The sequence below is a fragment of the Flavobacterium fluvii genome (assembly GCF_900129545.1).
GTDB lineage: Bacteria > Bacteroidota > Bacteroidia > Flavobacteriales > Flavobacteriaceae > Flavobacterium > Flavobacterium fluvii.
Genome location: NZ_FQWB01000001.1, coordinates 712,190 through 730,475 on the forward strand (window position 1 = coordinate 712,190; position 18,286 = coordinate 730,475).

An 18,286-nucleotide genomic window follows, 5' to 3' on the forward strand; every position below is an offset into this window, starting at 1 on the left:
AAAATGCGAAATGAGTAATCTTAAAAATTTTTATAGAGAAATACCGCCACTTTCTCCACTGGATAGTTTCTTGGTTTTCGACAGGATCAAGGATACTTTTGATTTTCCGGTGCATTATCATCCCGAGTTCGAGATCAATTTTATTCTAAATGGTAAAGGCGTAAGACGCGTTGTTGGAGACAATATCGAAGAAATCGACGATGTCGAATTGGCTCTAATTGGCCCTAATTTATACCATGGTTGGGAGTTGAATAAATGTTCGAGCAAACAAATTCACGAGATCACCATTCAATTTCACAATGATTTATTTCCGGAATCGATGTTGTCCAGAAGGATCATGGGGCCCATAAAAGACATGTTTAACAGATCCATTCACGGGATTTTATTTTCGAAAAAAATCGCTGAAGAGCTTACGCCAAGGCTGATTAAAATATCAAAACTGGACGGAATGGATTATTTTTTGGAGATCACTTCCATATTATATGATCTTGCCAATTCCAGAAATCAGCGGCTATTGTCAACGTATACGGTAGATTATGCTATTTTTGACGATTACGACAAAATGAAATTGGTTTATGAATACGTGCAAAAAAACTTTGCCGAAAAAATATCATTGGAAGATGTTTCCAGGGTGGCCAGCATGACGAGTATCTCCTTTAATCGATTTATAAAAAAGCGTACCGGAAAAACTTTTGTCAATTACATCAACGACATCAGGATAGGGTATGCGGCGAGGTGGCTGGTGGAAAAAGACTTGAGCATTTCCGAAATTGCATTCAAGTCCGGCTTTAACAACATTGCCAATTTCAACAGAAGTTTCAAGTCAATCAAAAAGCGCACTCCAAGCCAATATCGGGAAGATTTCTCTGGGTTGAAACGCATTCTTTAATTTTTGATTATTATTAATCGAAGTTCAAGTTGTTGCTTTTTTAAGATTTTTTTCCCTGGCTTAATTTCACTTTGCCAGTTTATTCTTTATTGTACAATTTTAGCAATTCTTGGGAAAAACTCGATTTGTTTGTTTAATGATTATTTGGTTTTAAGACAACTTCAATACTATTGTGTTAAATTTTTGATTGTAATTTGATAATAAAGTATCATTTTTCTTAGTCAAGAATCTCTATCATTGTATATTACATAAGTCGTTAAAATTCATTAAATGAAAAACACCCACACAACATCTTTTCTATTATTTATATCCTTTAGTTTTTGTATCTCTGTTTTTTCGCAATCTTCTTCAAACAGTAAGAACAGGGAACACATTTCCATAGATAAAAATTGGCAATTTGCCTTCGGTCATCCTTTCGATACCGCCAAAGATTTTAATACTGGAACAGGCTATTTCTCTTATTTGGCCAAAATTGCCTATGGTGACGGAGCAGCTGCTGCCGATTTTGATGACCGCTCTTGGCGAAAATTGGATTTACCGCACGATTGGGCAGTGGAACAAGGTTTTAGTGAAAAGGCAAGTTACAGTCACGGATTCAAAAATATTGGAAGACCGTTTCCCGAGACCAGCATTGGTTGGTACCGAAAAAAAATATCGATTCCCGAAGCCGATTTGGGTCGCAGAATCCATATCGCTTTTGATGGCGTTTTTCGCAATTCGACAGTTTGGTTCAACGGACATTATCTAGGAATCAACCCATCTGGATATTTGGGTTTCGAATATGATGTTACCGATTATGTTAATTATGGGGGCGAAAACACAATCGCCGTTCGGGTCGATGCGATGATGGAAGAAGGCTGGTTTTACGAAGGAGCCGGAATCTACCGCCACGTATGGTTGAACAAGACCAGCCCTTTACACGTTCCCGCAGACGGAACTTTTGTAAGCACTACTAAACTCGAAAAAAATAATGCTGAATTGTCTTCTAAAGTTTCGGTAATTAATGAGGGAAACAAAATACAAGATTTCAAAATAGTCCAGACCGTTTACGACAGTGCCGGAAAATCAATCGCTACTGCAACTATCGACAATCTGAATTTGAGACCAATGGAAACCAAAGAATTCAGTGCAGAATTAGCCGTTGCAAATCCTAAACTTTGGTCGGTTGATGATCCGTATTTGCACAAAATGGTGACCAACATCTATGCAGGAACTGAATTGGTAGATACTCAAACCACCACTTTTGGAATCCGAACTTTGCGTTTTGATGCCAACGAAGGATTCTTTTTGAACGGAAAGCATCTTAAAATAAAAGGAACCAATAATCACCAAGACCACGCAGGAGTTGGTGCGGCAATGCCCGATGGTTTGCAGGATTTTAGAATTGCGGCTTTAAAATCATTTGGTTCCAATGCCTATCGATGTTCCCACAATCCGCCAACACCGGAACTAGTGGATGCCTGCGACCGTCTAGGAATGGTAGTGATAGACGAAACCCGATTAATGGGAATTACAAATACACAACTTGACGAATTAAAGCGAATGATGCTTCGCGACCGAAACCATCCGAGCATTATTAGTTGGTCTATCGCCAACGAAGAATGGGGAGTGGAAGGAAATATCACTGGTGCTCGAATGGCCAGAACTATGCAGGATTTTGCCAAAACAATCGACACCACAAGAGGAATAACGGCTGGAATTAGCGGTAATTGGGATAACGGTATTGCAACTGCCGTGGATATTGTTGGCTACAATTACATCAAACACGGAGGCAAGGAAACTACCGATAAACACCATAGAGAATTTCCAAATCTTGCCAGTTGGGGCACCGAGGAAGGCTCGACTTTCGCAACCCGAGGTATTTATTTTGAGGACAATGAAAAGCAATACAAACCAGCCTACGATTTTCCGCAATCGGCCAATGCGCACAGCATAGAACAGGGTTGGAAACATTACGATTCCAGAGCCTATTTGGCTGGAATGTTTATTTGGACCGGCTTTGACTACCGTGGCGAACCCACTCCGTATGTTTGGCCGGCGACAGGTTCCTATTTTGGGATGTTGGATCAATGCGGTTTTTACAAAGACGACGCTTGGTATTTAAAATCGTGGTGGGGAACCGAACCCGTTTTGCACCTGCTCCCACATTGGAATTGGAAAGGAAAAGAAGGACAGCCCATAGATGTTTGGGCCTACAGCAATTGCGATGAAGTGGAGCTTTTTCTAAACAAAAAAAGTCTAGGAAAAAAGTCTATGGAAAAAAATGGCCATTTGGAATGGAAAGTCAATTACGCACTAGGAACTTTGGAAGCTATTGGCTATAAAAACGGAAAGAAAACCCTAACCGAAACCGTAAAAACCACTTTCGATGCCGTCGCCATTGGTTTGGAATCCAATGTAAAAACAATGAAGGTGAATAATGTGGATATCGCAATGATTACCGTCGATACCAAAGACAAATCGGGTTTGCGAGTACCCACTTCCGAAAACGAAATTGCCTTTGTCATTTCGGGTCCGGGAAAAATAATTGGTGTCGGAAACGGGAAACCAACTTCTGTGGAACCCGACCAATTTTTGGAGACCAACACGGTTATCAATATTTCGAACCTAAAAGAAAAAATCGTCAATTCTATTTCAGAAACCGCCGTAACGGATGATAATCTTGATGTTTCCAATTGGGACAACGCTTTCAAGGACAACCGCGACACCATCTTCGGCAAGAAAGCCAAGGCCGTTGTTTATCGAACCGATTTTGATTTGCCCGAAAATTTCAGGGAAACCAAAATCAATCTGTTTTACAACAGCATCGGGCAATCGCAGTCCATTTACATCAACGGAAAATTAATCGCCAATGCCATTCCCGAAAAAAAGAAAGGAGACACTTTTGTGCTCGACAAAGCCAATCTCCGAGCCGGAAAAAATACCATTGCCATCGTTGCCGTTCCTTTAATTTACAAATATAAATGGGGAACCGTGAACACGAATCCCGGAACCATCCAAATCATCACTTCGGCACCAACATGGAAGCGCACGCTGTTCAGCGGTTTGGCACAAGTCATCGTGCAGTCAACCGGAGAAACAGGTGAAATCACATTGACAGCAACCGGCAACGGACTCAAAAAAGCAGAAATAAAAATAAATGCAACAAAACCATAAATAAGAATTAGGGCGTGACCACAAGGGTCGGGCTGTACGTTCCCGCTTCCCGATGAAAAATCGGGAGAGCTCCACTGCCATCCCTCACGCAAACCCTGCAAAACAAGGCTATTCTGTTTTTAAAAAAATCTGCGTAAATCTGCTAGATCTGCGTGCCTACATTTTCAACAAATCTTTAAATAAAAAAAGATTTCTAATTAAAACAAAACCAAAAAAAAAACCACAAACACTAACCAAAATGAAAAAAATACTTCTCACATTACTTTTAAGCAGCATGACAATTTCGGGTTTCTCGCAAGGGAATGTCTATAAACAAGGCTCTGGAAAATTCGAAGGACTTGCCATGACACCTCCAATGGGTTGGAACTCTTGGAACACTTTCGAAACCAACATCGATGAAAAACTAGTTAAAGAAACCGCCGACATTATGGTCTCCACCGGAATGGCTGCCGCAGGATACAATTATATTGTCCTCGACGATGGATGGATGGCGAAAGAACGTGATGCCAACGGAAATCTAGTTCCCGACCCAATAAAATTCCCCAGCGGAATGAAATCCCTAATCGATTATGTACACTCCAAGGGACTAAAATTCGGTTTGTACAACTGCGCCGGAACGAAAACCTGTGCAGGTTATCCAGGAACGAGAGGATACGAATATCAAGACGCCCGTTTTTATGCCAATTTAGGAATCGATTTCTTGAAATACGATTGGTGTAACACCGCAGGAATCAATGCGCCCGAAGCCTATGCCACGATGAGCAACGCACTCAAAACCGCCGGAAAACCCATCATTTTCAGTCTTTGCGAATGGGGTGACACTCAAGTATGGAATTGGGGAAAACCAATAGGAAACCTTTGGAGAATTTCGGGAGATATTTACCCGTGCTTCGATTGCGAGTTTTATCACAAAGAAGGAAATTGGTCTTCATGGGGAGTGATGAAAATTGCCGAAATGCGCAAAGACATCCGCAAATTTTCAGGCCCTGACCATTGGAACGATTTTGACATGATGGAAGTAGGCAACGGAATGACAATTGCCGAGGACAGAGCCCATTTCGCGATGTGGTGCATGTTGGCTTCGCCTCTTATTGCCGGAAATGATTTCAGAAAAATGTCCAAAGAAACCTTGGCTATTTTAACCAATAAAGAACTCATTGCCGTAAATCAGGACAAACTGGGAATCCAAGGATTCAAGCTTTCTGCCGAAGACGGACTGGAAGTTTGGGTAAAACCTTTATCCGACGGAAATTGGGCAATCACTTTCTTGAACCGAACCGATGCTCCCAAAAAAATCAATTATGATTGGAAGAAAAATCCAATCAAGGATGCCGATTTTGGCTTTGAAGCCGATTTTAATAAAACGACCTTCAAAATCAAGAATCTTTGGAAAAACAAGGAAGCAGGAACAACCAAAAAGAATTTCACCGCCGATCTTGCCTCCCACGACGTAATTACGCTACGATTGATTCCTTAATTTAGATTATATGAACTTAAATTCTAAAATCATCTTGTTTTTGCTCGCATTAAGTTGCAGTATGGCCAACGCACAATTCGTTAAAAAACACGGGCAACTTAGCGTAAAAGGAACTCAATTGGTGGATAAAAACCAAAAATCGATTGTTTTAAGGGGAGTAAGTTTGGGTTGGCATAGTATGTGGCCAAGATTCTATAATGAAAAAGCAGTTGGTTGGTTGACTAAAAATTTTAAATGTAATGTTGTTCGTGCGGCAATGGGTATCGAAGCAGGAGCGCATTCTTATATAAAGGAACCAGAATTCTCCAAAGACAAAATTGAGGCAGTCATAAAAGGAGCCATCAAATCCGATATTTATGTCATCATCGATTGGCATAGCCATAATGTCAATTTGAAGGAAGCCACAGCCTATTTTGATGAAATTTCCAAGAAATACGGGAAATATCCCAATGTAATTTATGAAGTTTTCAACGAACCTGACCATGAAACTTGGCCAGAAATAAAAGTTTATTCCGAAGCCATAATCCAGGTGATTCGTGCGAACGATCCCGACAATATTATTTTGGTTGGCTCGCCACATTGGGATCAAGATGTCAATCTTCCGGCTGCCGATCCCATCAAAGGCCATAATAATTTGATGTACACGATGCACTTTTATGCAGCAACCCACAAAAAAGAATTGAGGGACAGAACTGATGTGGCAATCCAAAGCGGCTTGCCTATTTTTGTTTCGGAATCGGCAGGAATGGAAGCTACCGGAGATGGTCCAATGGATTACAAGTCGTGGCAAGAATACATTGATTGGATGGAAGAAAGAAAAATCAGCTGGATTACCTGGTCTATTTCCGACAAGGACGAAACCTGTTCGATGCTCAAAAAATCCGCCCATTCCGAAGGCAATTGGAAAGACGAAGATTTGAAGGAATCAGGTTTGAAAACACGAGAATTATTGAGAAAGTATAATACTGGAAAATGATTAATGTCATTTTACTTTTGATTTTACTGCAATAATAACTCGTCGTCTCTTCAAGTAATCCCGATGCAATCGGGATTGTATAGAGAAGTTTACAATGTTGGGATTCTCGATACATTTTATTAAAAAAAGCTGTCGTATTTTTTAATAAAACACTCGAATTGACGTAAAGATAAATTGATTAATTCCTGCAATTTATGGTCAATAAATAAGTGCTGCAAGCTTGCAGACGTTTATTTTTGAATTTTTTCCACTTCCTTTTCCGTAACTGTTTTGTGTTGTTTGTTGCCCCAAGAATTCATGATGTAATTCATCACGTCGGCCACTTCTTTATTAGAAAGTCCCATGGGAGGCATAGTGTTGTTGAACTTCATTTTATTGACAACAATTTCGCCGCTTTGCCCAAATTTAACGGAATGGATACTTAGGGTTCTTTTTTTTGTGAGCCAGTCGGAACCAGCGAGAGGCGGAATTTTCTTGTCGGTTCCTTTGCCATCCACGCCGTGGCACTGGATACAGAAATCAGCATAAATTTCTTTTCCGGGCGCCAGGTTTTTTGTTTGGACTAACGTATAATCGTTTTTTGAAATTAGTGTAGAAAGCCGAACCGTATTTTCAGAGGGAAAACACCCCAATAAAAACAGTCCAAATCCAATAAAAAGTTTGGTTGTATACATAAATTAATTGGGAATTATTTTGAGTATTCCTTTTCCTTCGACCCCTATGTAAATGTAACCATCGGGACCTTGTGACACATTTCTTAAACGACCTATGTCGGTGGCAATTTTTTGTCGGCCCACGACTTCAGTACCATTTAATTTCACTAGTTCCAAATATTGAAATTTTAAAGAACCCACCAGTAAATGGCCTTTCCAATCCGGATAACGGTCGCTGGTGACAAATGTCATTCCACATGGCGCGATGGAAGGCAACCAATAGTAAATGGGTTTTTCCATGCCCGGTTTTTCGGTTTGGGTGCTAATGGTGGTTCCGTCATAATCGATGCCATAAGTAATAACGGGCCATCCATAATTGGCAGCTTTTTTTATGATGTTGATTTCATCTCCACCCTGGGGACCGTGTTCGTGTGTCCAAATAGCTCCAGTTACAGGATGCTTGGCCATTCCCTGTGGATTGCGGTGACCAAAAGAATAGATTGCTTCTTTTGCTCCTGTCTTGCCTACAAAAGGGTTGTCTTTAGGGATGCTTCCGTCGTCATTTAAGCGATAAATTTTTCCTCCGTCACGGGTAATGTCTTGAGGATTTACGAAATGGTTGCCGCGCTCTCCCACGGAAAAATACAAATAGCCCTCGTTGTCAAAGACAATTTTGGAACCAAAATGTTGGCCTTTTGTGGTGTTTGGCGTGGCTTTGTAAAGCGATTCTATTTGTGTCAGGCTTCCGTCCAGCAATTTTGCTCGAATGAGTTTGGTATTCCCGCCTTCTCCTTCTCCCTCATCGGAGGAATAGGTGATGTAAATCCAGCCGTTTTTGGCATAGTCGGGGTGCAAGACAATGTCCAATAAGCCACCCTGCCCACGGTTGTACACTTTTGGTACATTTTTTATTTCTGTTTTCGCTCCATTTTTGACCTGATACAGCGTACCGCTTTTTTCGGTGACCAACAGGGTTCTGTCAGGCAACCACGTCATTCCCCAAGGTATTTGAATATTGGCAACCACAGTCTCTAAAGTGTAATTTTTCGCATCTTCTTTGATGGGAATGTCGTTTGGTTTTGTTTGTCCGCTGCAACCCAGGGAAACAAAAGAAAGGATCGAAAGAAAGACAAATGTGATTTTTTGCATGAGTTTTTATTTTTAAGTCCGTTGGAATGTAAAATTTTTTTAAAGGTAATAAAAGAGGAAGCAGCTACCAATAAAATTTTTGCAACTTAATCTAGCATCTCAATAGAATGACATAATTACTGAGCTAATTTAGAATATTCATTTTTTTTCTTAATACCATAAAAAAAATAACTATAATTTTCATTTACTTTGTTTTTTTGTTGTTATATTTGAAAAACGAAAATAAACGAAAGTGTTTTCTTCGTTTCAAATAACCCTTTATATTAAATTGATATGCTTCCTCAACAGAGAAAAGACAAAATATTGGAACTTTTGGCCGAAGATGGTTCTGCCAAAGTAATCAACCTGGCCAAGCTGTTCAAGGTTACCGAAGTGACTATTCGACAAGATTTGGAAAAGATGGAAAAAGAAGGTTTGTTGTTGCGAGAACACGGCGGAGCCTATCTGAAAAATATCGAAGATCAGGTGCGTAGTTTTTCGCTTTCGAATCAGGAGAATTTGGACAAAAAAGAGGCGATAGCCAATAAATGTCTGGATTATATCGAAAGTGGGGACAGCATTATCTTGGATTCCGGTTCGACCACCACGGAAATTGCCAAGAAATTGAAAGGTTTCAAAAACCTGACGGTGATTACCAACGCTTTAAACATCGCCTTGATGTTGGGCACGGAACCAGGAATTGAACTTATCGTTACCGGAGGAGAATTTAAACCACCCACTTTGTCATTGACGGGTCAAAAAGCGGCCGATTTTTTTAAGGGGTTGAATGTCAATAAACTTTTTTTGGCAACGGCAGGTTTGTCCCTAAAAGCAGGTTTGACCTATCCAAGTATCAGTGATATCGTGGTTAAAAAAGCAATGATAGACGCGGCAGAAACCACGTTTTTGGTCGCTGATTCCACAAAAATTGGCAAAAGTTCATTGGCCAGCCTTGGCGCATTATCGCTCATTGATTACGTGATTACCGATTCAGGAATAAAAGAACGTGACAAACAAGTATTCAAAGACAACGAAATAGAATTAATAGTAGCAATATAAAAGATATGAAACAGAAAGCAAGCATTGGCATCATTATAGGCAATAGAGATTTTTTTCCGGACAAATTGGTTTCCGAAGCCAGATTGGACGTTATAGAACAATTCGAGAAATTGAAACTAAACTACATAATTCTTGATGAAGAAGAAACTAAATTAGGCGGAGTAGAAAGCTTTAGAGACGCTCAAAAATGCGCCGCTTTATTCAAGAAACATGCCGACGAAATCAACGGAGTGTTAGTAATCCTTCCGAATTTCGGAGACGAACGTGGCGTGGCCGAAACCTTGAAATTGGCCGATTTGAATGTGCCGGTTTTGATTCAAGCCTATCCGGACGAATTGACCAAATTGGATGTTGCTCGAAGAAGAGATTCTTGGTGCGGCAAAATTTCGGTTTGCAACAATTTGTACCAATTCGGAATAAAATACACCCTTACGGACAAACACGTTTTACATCCCAAAGACCCAGCTTTCGCCAAAGAACTAACCGATTTCGTGGCTGTTTGTCGCGTGGTCAGAGGTTTGCGAAAAGTAAGAATTGGAGCCGTTGGCGCAAGACCGGGAGGATTTAATACCGTAAGATATAGCGAGAAAATATTGCAACGCAACGGTATTTCGGTAACTACCGTGGATTTGTCCGAAATTCTAGGAAATGCGAACAAGTTAACCAAAGACCATCCAGAAGTAAAAGAACATTTGGACAAAATTTTGGCTTATGCTCCAAAAGGAAAAACACCTGATGAAGCAATGATTCAAATTGCGAAACTGGATGTAGTCTTGAAACACTTTATGGATCACAACTTTTTAGACGCCACGGCTATTCAATGCTGGACTTCGTTGCAGAAAAATTACGGTTGCAATGTGTGTACGAGCATGAGCATGATGAGCGAAAACATGTTGCCAAGTGCCTGCGAAGTGGATGTAACCGGAACTTTGACGATGTATGCGATGCAATTGGCTTCGGGTTCGCCAAGTGCTTTGGTGGATTGGAACAATAATTATGCGGACGACGATACAAAATGCGTGCTTTTCCACTGTGGCAACTGGGCAAAATCATTCTTGCCGGATATTCAAATTAGTAATGCACCTATTTTAGGAACAACAGTTGGAGTGGAAAACACTTATGGTGCATTGGACGGTCGCACGCCAGCTTCGCCATTGACTTATGGAAGAATCAGTACCGATGATCCTAAAGGAATAATTAAAGTGTATATAGGAGAAGGCGAATTGACCGATGATCCATTAAATACTTTTGGAAACAGGGCCGTTGCACAAATCGACGGATTGCAAGACTTGATGCAGTACGTATGCAAAAATGGTTTCGAACATCACGTGGTGATGAATGCTTCCAAAACCGCAGCTATCCTAGAAGAAGCCCTTGGGAATTATATGGGTTGGGAAGTGTACAACCATTCAAAATCAAAATAAAAGCATTATGAATGAAGGATTATTGATAGAAAAATCGAACCAATACCGCCAAAAAATATTGAAATATATCGTGGGGGCAAATGCTGGACATACTGGCGGCAGTTTGTCTTGTATTGACATCATCAATGTTTTGTATAATGACGTTCTCAAGGTAAGTCCGGGAACTTTTTCTTCTTCAGACAGAGATAGATACATTCAAAGTAAAGGTCATTGTGTGGAAGCTCTTTTTGTGGTTTTGGCAGATGTTGGATTTTTTCCTGAGGATGATTTGAATACGCTTTGCCAATACAAATCCCATTATATTGGGCATCCTACCCGCAAAGTAAAAGGAGTCGAACAAAACACAGGTGCTTTGGGACACGGTTTGCCACTTGCGGTTGGAACAGCCATTGCCGCAAAATTGGACGACAAAGATTATCGCGTTTTTACATTGTTGGGCGATGGCGAATTGCCCGAAGGTTCCAATTGGGAAGCGGCTTTGACGGGAGCTCATTATAAACTCGACAATTTATGCGCCATTATTGATAAAAACACTTTGCAAATTTCGGGACCAACGGCCGATGTTTGCAATACGGATCCTGTTGACAGTAAGTTTGAAAGTTTTGGTTGGGCAGTAAAACACTTGGACGGCAATGATGTAAAAGCACTGCAAGAAGCATTCGCCAGTCTTCCGTTCGAAATAGGGAAACCTAATTTGATTATTGCGCATACGGTCAAAGGCAAAGGCGTGAGTTTTATGGAAAATCAAGTGAGCTGGCATCACGGCGTTCCGAACAAGGAACAATATGCACAAGCTATTGAAGAATTAACGGCAGCAGCAAATTAGTAGAATAATGGGAAATCATGTAGAAATAACGGCAGACAATGCCAAAGCAAATCTCGAAGTTTTTTCTTCGACGCTGCAGGAATTGGCTGAAAACGACAGAGATATTTTGGCCGTTACCAGCGATTCCAGAGGTTCGGGAAAATTGGTTCCTTTTGCGAAAAAATATCCAAAACAAATCATTGAAGTAGGAATTGCAGAACAAGTTCTTGTGGGTGTTGCCGCAGGATTGGCTTCGACTGGTAAAAAAACTTTTGCGGTATCGCCAGCCTGTTTTTTGGCCGCCCGATCATTCGAACAAATCAAGAATGACGTGGCTTATTCCGATAATCCCGTGAAATTAATTGGGATTAGCGCTGGAGTGAGTTATGGCGCCTTGGGTTCGACACATCACAGTTTGCACGATTATGCGGCTTTGCGAGCCATCAACAATTTGATAATTGTGGCTCCTGCGGACAATTTCGAAACCGAACAAGCCATCCGACAAGCGAGCCAAATCAACAAGCCTTTTTACCTTCGGTTTGGAAAAAAACCAATGCCGCTTTTGACCGAAGACAAAGAAAACACTTTCGAATTCGGCAAAGGAAGGGTCATTGCCAAAGGAAAAGATGTGGCAATCATTGCTACAGGCGAAACGGTATATCCTGCTTTGCAAGCCGCCAAAAAATTAAAAGAAGAGCATAATATTGAAGCCACGGTGGTGAGTATGCACACCATAAAACCATTGGATTATAATTTGTTGAAATCACTTTCGAATGAAGTTGGTGCGATTATGACTGTCGAAGAACACAGTGTTTACGGCGGTTTGGGCGAAGCTTGTGCCTCTTTTTTATTGGAAAACCAATTTCATAAACCTTTCAAAATTGTGGGCATTCCAGACGAATATACCGTTACGGGTTCGCAAACCGAAATATTGAATCATTACGGTATTTCCGAAGACGGTTTGACTGAAACGGCTCTTCAATTAATCAAAAAATCATAATCATTATTCGAAATAAAAAGATCTATTATCAACCAAAAAATAACCCAATTTTATGAAAAAATTAATTTTAGCCTTGGTGCTTTTTGCCAGTTTAACCAGCTGTAAAAAATCTGACAAGGCAGAAGAACCAAAAAAAATAGCCATTGTGGTTTCTACTTTAAACAATCCTTGGTTTGTTTTCTTGGCTGAAACTGCGGCCAAAAAAGCAAAAGAACTCGGATACGAATCCAAGATTTTTGATTCCCAAAACAACACGGCATTGGAAAGCGACCATTTCGAAAACGCCATTTCTTCGGGCTATGACGCTATTTTATTCAATCCGACAGATGCAGCGGGTTCTGTTGCCAATGCTACCAAAGCCAAAGCAGCGGGAATTCCTGTGTTTTGTATGGACAGGGAAATCAATTCCACCGATGCGGCGACTTCACAAATTCTTTCCGACAGTTATTCTGCTTGCGTGCAATTGGGAAAATTGTTCGTGGATACATTAGGCAAAAAAGGAAATTATGTGGAATTATTGGGAATCGTTTCGGACAACAATACTTGGAATCGCTCGAAAGGTTTCCATAGTTCAGTGGACAATTATCCAGGTTTAAAAATGGTGGCGCAACAAAGTGCCGATTTCGATCGCAACAAAGCGATGGAAGTAATGGAATCTATTTTGCAGGCACATCCAGACATTGACGGTGTTTTTTGTGGCAATGATGCTATGGCAATGGGTGCTTATCAAGCCTTGGTTGCAGCCAACAAAGCCGACAAAGTAAAAGTTTTTGGTTTTGACGGTGCAGAAGATGCCATCAATTCCATCAAGGAAGGAAAATTGACTGCCACGGCCATGCAATTTCCTAAAATTATCGCCGAAACTGCTGCCACTTATGCCGACGAATATTTCAAGGGCAAAAAAGATTTTCCTAAAAAATTGCCTATCGCCGTTGAGGTGGTGACCAAAGAAAACATAGACAAGTACATTGCTTACGGTAAAAAATAACGGGTTATGCTACAAAAAACCATAAAGTATTTTTTAATACTGCTCTTTTTTGGGTTGCTGTTGTACAATGCGGTGTATTTCAAAAAGATAAGCGAAATGCAGGTGTCAAAAATAGAGACTGTTTTTGATGCGAAGGCTTACGCCAAAACCTATCTTTTGGAGAAAATCCCGGCTGCCAAAAAAGAAGCGGTTGCTGTTTCGGATTTGCTTTCGGCAATGAAAACAGACTCCAAAAAGGCATTCACAAACTTTAGTCATTTTCAAAATGAGGGAGACACCAAATATTTCTTTGTCAAAGGAGAAGGCAAAGTAACAGCCATCGACGAGGAATTTGTTACTCTTAAAACAGCTTCGGGAGAAGAAATAAAACTGGCTATCCAATACATTTTTGGCAACACGTCGAGGGATTGTTCGGGCTTGATTTCCATTGATGATTTCAGCAACACGATGGATTTGAACAATGTTTCGGAGGAAATCAACAAACTCATAAAAGCCGAAATCGTGGCTCCATTTAAGGCGAAAGTTCAGGAAGGAAATACCGTTTCTTTTCTGGGTGGAATAGAATTGAGCCAATCGAATCCAAAGACGGACAAGATGGAAATCGTTCCGTTGCAACTCGAAATTAATTCCAAATAGCGAATGTTAACAGCAGAAAAAATAGGAAAGAAATTTTCGGGTATCACGGCATTGTGCGATGTTTCGATGGAATTATTGCCGGGAAAAGTCACGGCCATCATTGGCGAAAATGGTGCCGGAAAATCGACCTTGATGAAAATCCTGTCTGGAGTTTATCCGGAATACGACGGGAAAATTATCTATAAAGGCGAAGAAGTCCGTTTCGAAAATCCAAGGGAAGCACAAGCTTGCGGCATTGCGATTATTCATCAGGAACTGAACCTGATTCCCGACTTGAGCATCACCGAAAACATATTTTTGGGCAGGGAATTAGAGAATGCTTGGGGCTTTTTGGACAAAAACGGAATGCACCAGAAAACGCAGGAACTTTTGGAAAGACTCAAGTTGGACGTAAAACCTAACACGCTAATCCGTGATTTAAAATTGGGGCAACAACAAGTGGTGGAAATCGCCAAAGCCTTGCTGACTGATTCCGAAGTGATTATTATGGATGAACCGACTTCGGCAATTAGCGATCACGAAGTGGAGATTCTTTTTGGCATCATCGAAAACCTGAGAAAAGAGAACAAAGCCATTGTTTACATTTCCCATAAACTGGACGAATTATTCAAAATTGCCGACAGTTACATTGTTCTCCGTGACGGAAAAGTTACCGAAACGGGCACAATGGATGGCGTGAACCACGATTTAATCATCAAAAAAATGGTGGGGCGCGATATTAAAATCATCGAAAAAGGAAATAGAATTACTAAAAGCGAAAACTTGCTCAATGTCGAAAATCTTACTTTGGTAAAAAAGGATGGTTCCAACAGGGTTTTGCTCGACAACTTGAATTTCAGTTTAAAAAGCGGAGAAATTCTCGGCATTTTTGGATTGATGGGAGCGGGAAGAACCGAACTTTTGGAGTGTATTTTAGGGATGCATCCTTCGGCTTGTTTGAGCAGCGTCAGCATCGAAAACAAGAAAGTAAAATTGAAATCGCCCAGGGAAGCGATTCAATCCGGAATCGTTTTGGTTCCTGAAGACCGCAAAAGAGACGGCTTGGTTTTGGGTTTGGACGTGAAAACCAATATCACCCTCAGCACCTTGAACGAGATTCAAAAAGCAGGTTTGTTGAGCAAAAGTAAAGAATTGGCGCTTACCGATAAATACATCGATTCCCTGCAAATCAAGACTTCGTCGCCACATCAGGCGGTAAAAAATTTGAGTGGCGGAAACCAGCAAAAAGTCGTTTTGGCAAGATGCTTGGCGACCCAGCCCAAAGTGTTGATGCTCGACGAACCCACAAGAGGAGTCGATGCTGGGGCCAAAAACGAGATTTATAAACTTATTATGGAACTTTCCGAAGCGGGACTTGGAATTATAGTAGTTTCTTCGGAACTGCCGGAAATTTTGACTGTTTCTGACCGCGTTTTGGTGATGGCGGAAGGCAAAATAACCGCTGAATTCAGTTCGGCTAATGCCAATGAAGACGCCATTTTGAAAGCCGCCATTCCACAAACAATATAATTAATTTAAGTATGAATATCACTTCACAACGTGTAAAATTGGCAAAATTTCAATCGACCATTGCGTTATTGCTGCTTTGCATTTTTCTAAGTATTCTGTCCGATAAATTCCTTACTGTCGATAACGGTTGGAACGTGTTGCGACAAATTTCGGTCAATATCTGCATTTCCGTCGGGATGACATTGGTAGTTTTGACTGCTGGTATCGATTTGTCCGTGGGTTCCATTTTGGCCTTTAGTGGTGCGGTTGCCGCAGGACTTTTAAAATCGGGAATCTCTTTTCCGGAAAATGATTTATTTATTGGTTTCACCTTGCTGGGAACCATTTTGGCAGGCGTGGCAACGGGTTCCTTTCTGGGATTTTTTAACGGCTGGGTCATTACCAAATTCAAGGTGCCGCCTTTCGTGGCAACGCTTGCGATGCTTACCGTGGCAAGAGGATTCACGATGCTTTGGACCAAAGGGTATCCGATTTCAAGTTTGGGAACCAATTTCGCCTACATCGGAACGGGTTGGTTTTTGGGCATTCCCATTTTGGTTTGGATTGCGGTTGTCGTTGTCATTGCAGCGATGATAATTTCCAACAAAACCGCTTTGGGACGCTATATTTATGCGATTGGTGGCAACGAAAATGCGGCAAAATTGTCTGGAATCAACATTGATAAAGTAAAAATTATCGTTTATACGCTGGCGGGAGCACTTGCTGCCATTGGCGGAATTATGGTAACTTCCAGACTGGATTCGGCGCAACCCAATGCGGGAATGAGTTACGAATTGGATGCCATTGCAGCCGTCGTGATTGGGGGAACTTCACTTTCGGGGGGAAGGGGAACTATCATTGGAACTGTACTTGGAGCCATTATCATTGGAGTTTTAAATAACGGATTGGTATTGTTGGACGTTTCTCCTTTTTGGCAACAAGTCGTGAAAGGAATGGTGATTTTATTGGCCGTGATGATTGACAAAGCAAATTCAAAAGCCGAATAACGACTATGGAAAACTCTTTAATTCTGGCGATAGACCAAGGAACCAGCAGCACGAAAACCATTATTTTCAATGTCAAAGGCGAAGTTTTGGCGAAAGCCACGGAAATCCTCGAAACCAATTATTTGGAAGGCGGTTATGTGGAACAAAATCCCGAAGGAATTTACCAAAATGTGTTGCTTTCGGTTAAAGCTTGTTTGGCTGCGTTTACTGCGAATGGTGGAAAAATCGAAGACATCAAATCGGCTGGAATTTCAAACCAAAGAGAAACTTTCGTGGTTTGGGACAAATCTGGAAAAGCGATTGCTCCTGCTGTGGTTTGGCAATGCAAACGTTCCATAGCGATTTGTGAAGAATTGAATTCCAAAAACGGAATTGCAGCTGAAGTAAAAAACAAAACCGGATTAATCATCGATCCGTATTTTTCCGGAACAAAGTTAATTTGGTTGAACCAAAATAATGATGAAGTAAAAAACAAGATACAATCAGGAGAAGCTTATTTTGGAACTGTTGATACTTGGTTGTTGTATAAATTAACTAATGGACAAAAATATTTAACGGATTATAGTAATGCTTCTCGAACCTTGATTTTCAACCTTGAAAATTTGCAATGGGATACAGAATTAATTGAAATTTTTGGATTGAAAGGGATCAATTTGCCCGAACCCAAACCATCGGCGTTTCATTATGGGGAATCACTTTTCGAAGGTTTATTCGAAAAACCATTGCCTATTACGGCAATGATTGGCGATTCACATGCGGCGGCTTTTGGTGAAGGGTGCCTAAATCCCGGAACGGCCAAAGCCACTTTGGGAACGGGTTGTTCGGTCTTGATGAACATTGGCGACAAGCCTAAATCGTCTGCCAGCGGAATGATAACGACCATTTGTTGGAGCACCGAAGAACGGGTTGATTATGCTCTCGAAGGCGTGATTGTTTCTTGTGGTTCCACCATCGAATGGCTGAAAAACGAACTGCAACTCTTTGGCGAAAGCCGGGAAACCGAAGCGATGGCAACATCAGTTCAAGATAATAACGGGGTTTATATCGTGCCGGCTTTTAGCGGATTGGGAGCGCCTTATTGGAACATGAGCCGGAAAGCATCCATCGAAGGATTGACTTTCGATTGCAAAAAGAATCATGTCGTGAGAGCGGCTTTGGAAACGATTCCGTTCCAAATCAAAGCTGTTTTGGATGCAATGCAAAAAGATACCGGTGTTCCCATCCAGGAATTGATGGTCAATGGAGGCATAACGGCCAACAATTTCGTCATGGATTTCTTGACGGATTTGCTCGACAGCAAAGTGATTAAAAGCACGATGCCCGATGTTTCGGCTTTGGGTGCGGCTTATTTGGCTGGTTTGGCTGCAGGAATTTTCAAAAACTTGGAAGAAGTGCAACAATTGTTTGGACAAAGACCCGGGTTGACTTCCGGAAAATATTTGGAATCAGGAAAACAATATGCTGTTTGGAACAGTCTAATTTATTGAATTTTTTAAACTTGAATAAAAATGAAAATCCCAAATCTACTCCTACTAATTTTCGAAGTATTTTTTTTAAACCTCTTTTCTGAGCAAGAAATTGGGCATCGGTTTCTTAAGAC

Annotated in this window: 15 protein-coding genes; 13 read left to right on the forward strand and 2 right to left on the reverse strand. The window is 41.0% G+C overall.

The features are described from left to right. Positions 1-10: 10 nt before the first annotated feature. From BUC16_RS03020 to BUC16_RS03035, 4 genes are all read left to right on the forward strand, one after another. A complete protein-coding gene (locus BUC16_RS03020) occupies positions 11-889 on the forward strand; it encodes a helix-turn-helix domain-containing protein (protein ID WP_073367832.1) in 879 nt (292 codons plus the stop codon). Positions 890-1,159: 270 nt separating this feature from the next. Then, positions 1,160-4,045 carry a beta-galactosidase GalA gene (gene galA, locus BUC16_RS03025; protein WP_073367833.1) on the forward strand — a complete coding sequence of 962 codons (2,886 nt, stop codon included), beginning with the start codon at positions 1,160-1,162 and terminating at the stop codon, positions 4,043-4,045. A gap of 238 nt (positions 4,046-4,283) precedes the next feature. Then, the gene (locus BUC16_RS03030; protein WP_073368679.1) at positions 4,284-5,522 is read left to right on the forward strand and encodes a glycoside hydrolase family 27 protein; all 1,239 of its coding nucleotides are present in this window, start codon (positions 4,284-4,286) and stop codon (positions 5,520-5,522) included. A 10-nt stretch (positions 5,523-5,532) separates the two neighbouring features. Further along, positions 5,533-6,498, forward strand: coding sequence for a glycoside hydrolase family 5 protein (locus BUC16_RS03035; RefSeq protein WP_073367835.1), 966 nt, complete (start codon positions 5,533-5,535; stop codon positions 6,496-6,498). 230 nt (positions 6,499-6,728) lie between these two features. On the opposite strand, the gene BUC16_RS03040 is transcribed toward BUC16_RS03035, so the two are convergent. Together BUC16_RS03040 and BUC16_RS03045 are read right to left on the reverse strand one after the other, a co-directional pair. Beyond that, complete coding sequence (locus BUC16_RS03040) at positions 6,729-7,172, reverse strand: c-type cytochrome (protein ID WP_073367836.1); 444 nt, start codon at positions 7,170-7,172, stop codon at positions 6,729-6,731. Positions 7,173-7,175: 3 nt separating this feature from the next. Then, positions 7,176-8,300, reverse strand: coding sequence for a PQQ-dependent sugar dehydrogenase (locus BUC16_RS03045; protein WP_073367838.1), 1,125 nt, complete (start codon positions 8,298-8,300; stop codon positions 7,176-7,178). Between the two features lie 273 nt (positions 8,301-8,573). Here BUC16_RS03045 and BUC16_RS03050 point away from each other — a divergent pair, with 273 nt between their 5' ends. From BUC16_RS03050 to BUC16_RS03090, 9 genes are read left to right on the forward strand one after another with little or no spacing between them, the layout of a single operon-like run. Further along, the gene (locus BUC16_RS03050) at positions 8,574-9,338 is read left to right on the forward strand and encodes a DeoR/GlpR family DNA-binding transcription regulator (RefSeq protein WP_073367840.1); all 765 of its coding nucleotides are present in this window, start codon (positions 8,574-8,576) and stop codon (positions 9,336-9,338) included. A 5-nt stretch (positions 9,339-9,343) separates the two neighbouring features. Beyond that, positions 9,344-10,762, forward strand: coding sequence for an L-fucose/L-arabinose isomerase family protein (locus BUC16_RS03055; RefSeq protein WP_073367842.1), 1,419 nt, complete (start codon positions 9,344-9,346; stop codon positions 10,760-10,762). A 7-nt stretch (positions 10,763-10,769) separates the two neighbouring features. Then, entirely contained in the window at positions 10,770-11,588 is an 819-nt protein-coding gene (locus BUC16_RS03060) for a transketolase (protein ID WP_073367843.1), read from the forward strand. Positions 11,589-11,595: 7 nt separating this feature from the next. Then, positions 11,596-12,567, forward strand: coding sequence for a transketolase family protein (locus tag BUC16_RS03065; RefSeq protein ID WP_073367845.1), 972 nt, complete (start codon positions 11,596-11,598; stop codon positions 12,565-12,567). Between the two features lie 52 nt (positions 12,568-12,619). Then, the gene (locus BUC16_RS03070) at positions 12,620-13,555 is read left to right on the forward strand and encodes a D-ribose ABC transporter substrate-binding protein (protein WP_073367847.1); all 936 of its coding nucleotides are present in this window, start codon (positions 12,620-12,622) and stop codon (positions 13,553-13,555) included. A 6-nt stretch (positions 13,556-13,561) separates the two neighbouring features. Further along, positions 13,562-14,191, forward strand: coding sequence for a DUF2291 domain-containing protein (locus BUC16_RS03075; protein ID WP_073367848.1), 630 nt, complete (start codon positions 13,562-13,564; stop codon positions 14,189-14,191). Between the two features lie 3 nt (positions 14,192-14,194). After that, a complete protein-coding gene (locus BUC16_RS03080) occupies positions 14,195-15,700 on the forward strand; it encodes a sugar ABC transporter ATP-binding protein (RefSeq protein WP_073367850.1) in 1,506 nt (501 codons plus the stop codon). Positions 15,701-15,711: 11 nt separating this feature from the next. Next, a complete protein-coding gene (locus tag BUC16_RS03085; RefSeq protein WP_073367851.1) occupies positions 15,712-16,686 on the forward strand; it encodes an ABC transporter permease in 975 nt (324 codons plus the stop codon). Positions 16,687-16,691: 5 nt separating this feature from the next. Beyond that, positions 16,692-18,173 carry an FGGY family carbohydrate kinase gene (locus tag BUC16_RS03090; RefSeq protein WP_073367853.1) on the forward strand — a complete coding sequence of 494 codons (1,482 nt, stop codon included), beginning with the start codon at positions 16,692-16,694 and terminating at the stop codon, positions 18,171-18,173. The last annotated feature ends 113 nt before the right edge of the window (positions 18,174-18,286 follow it).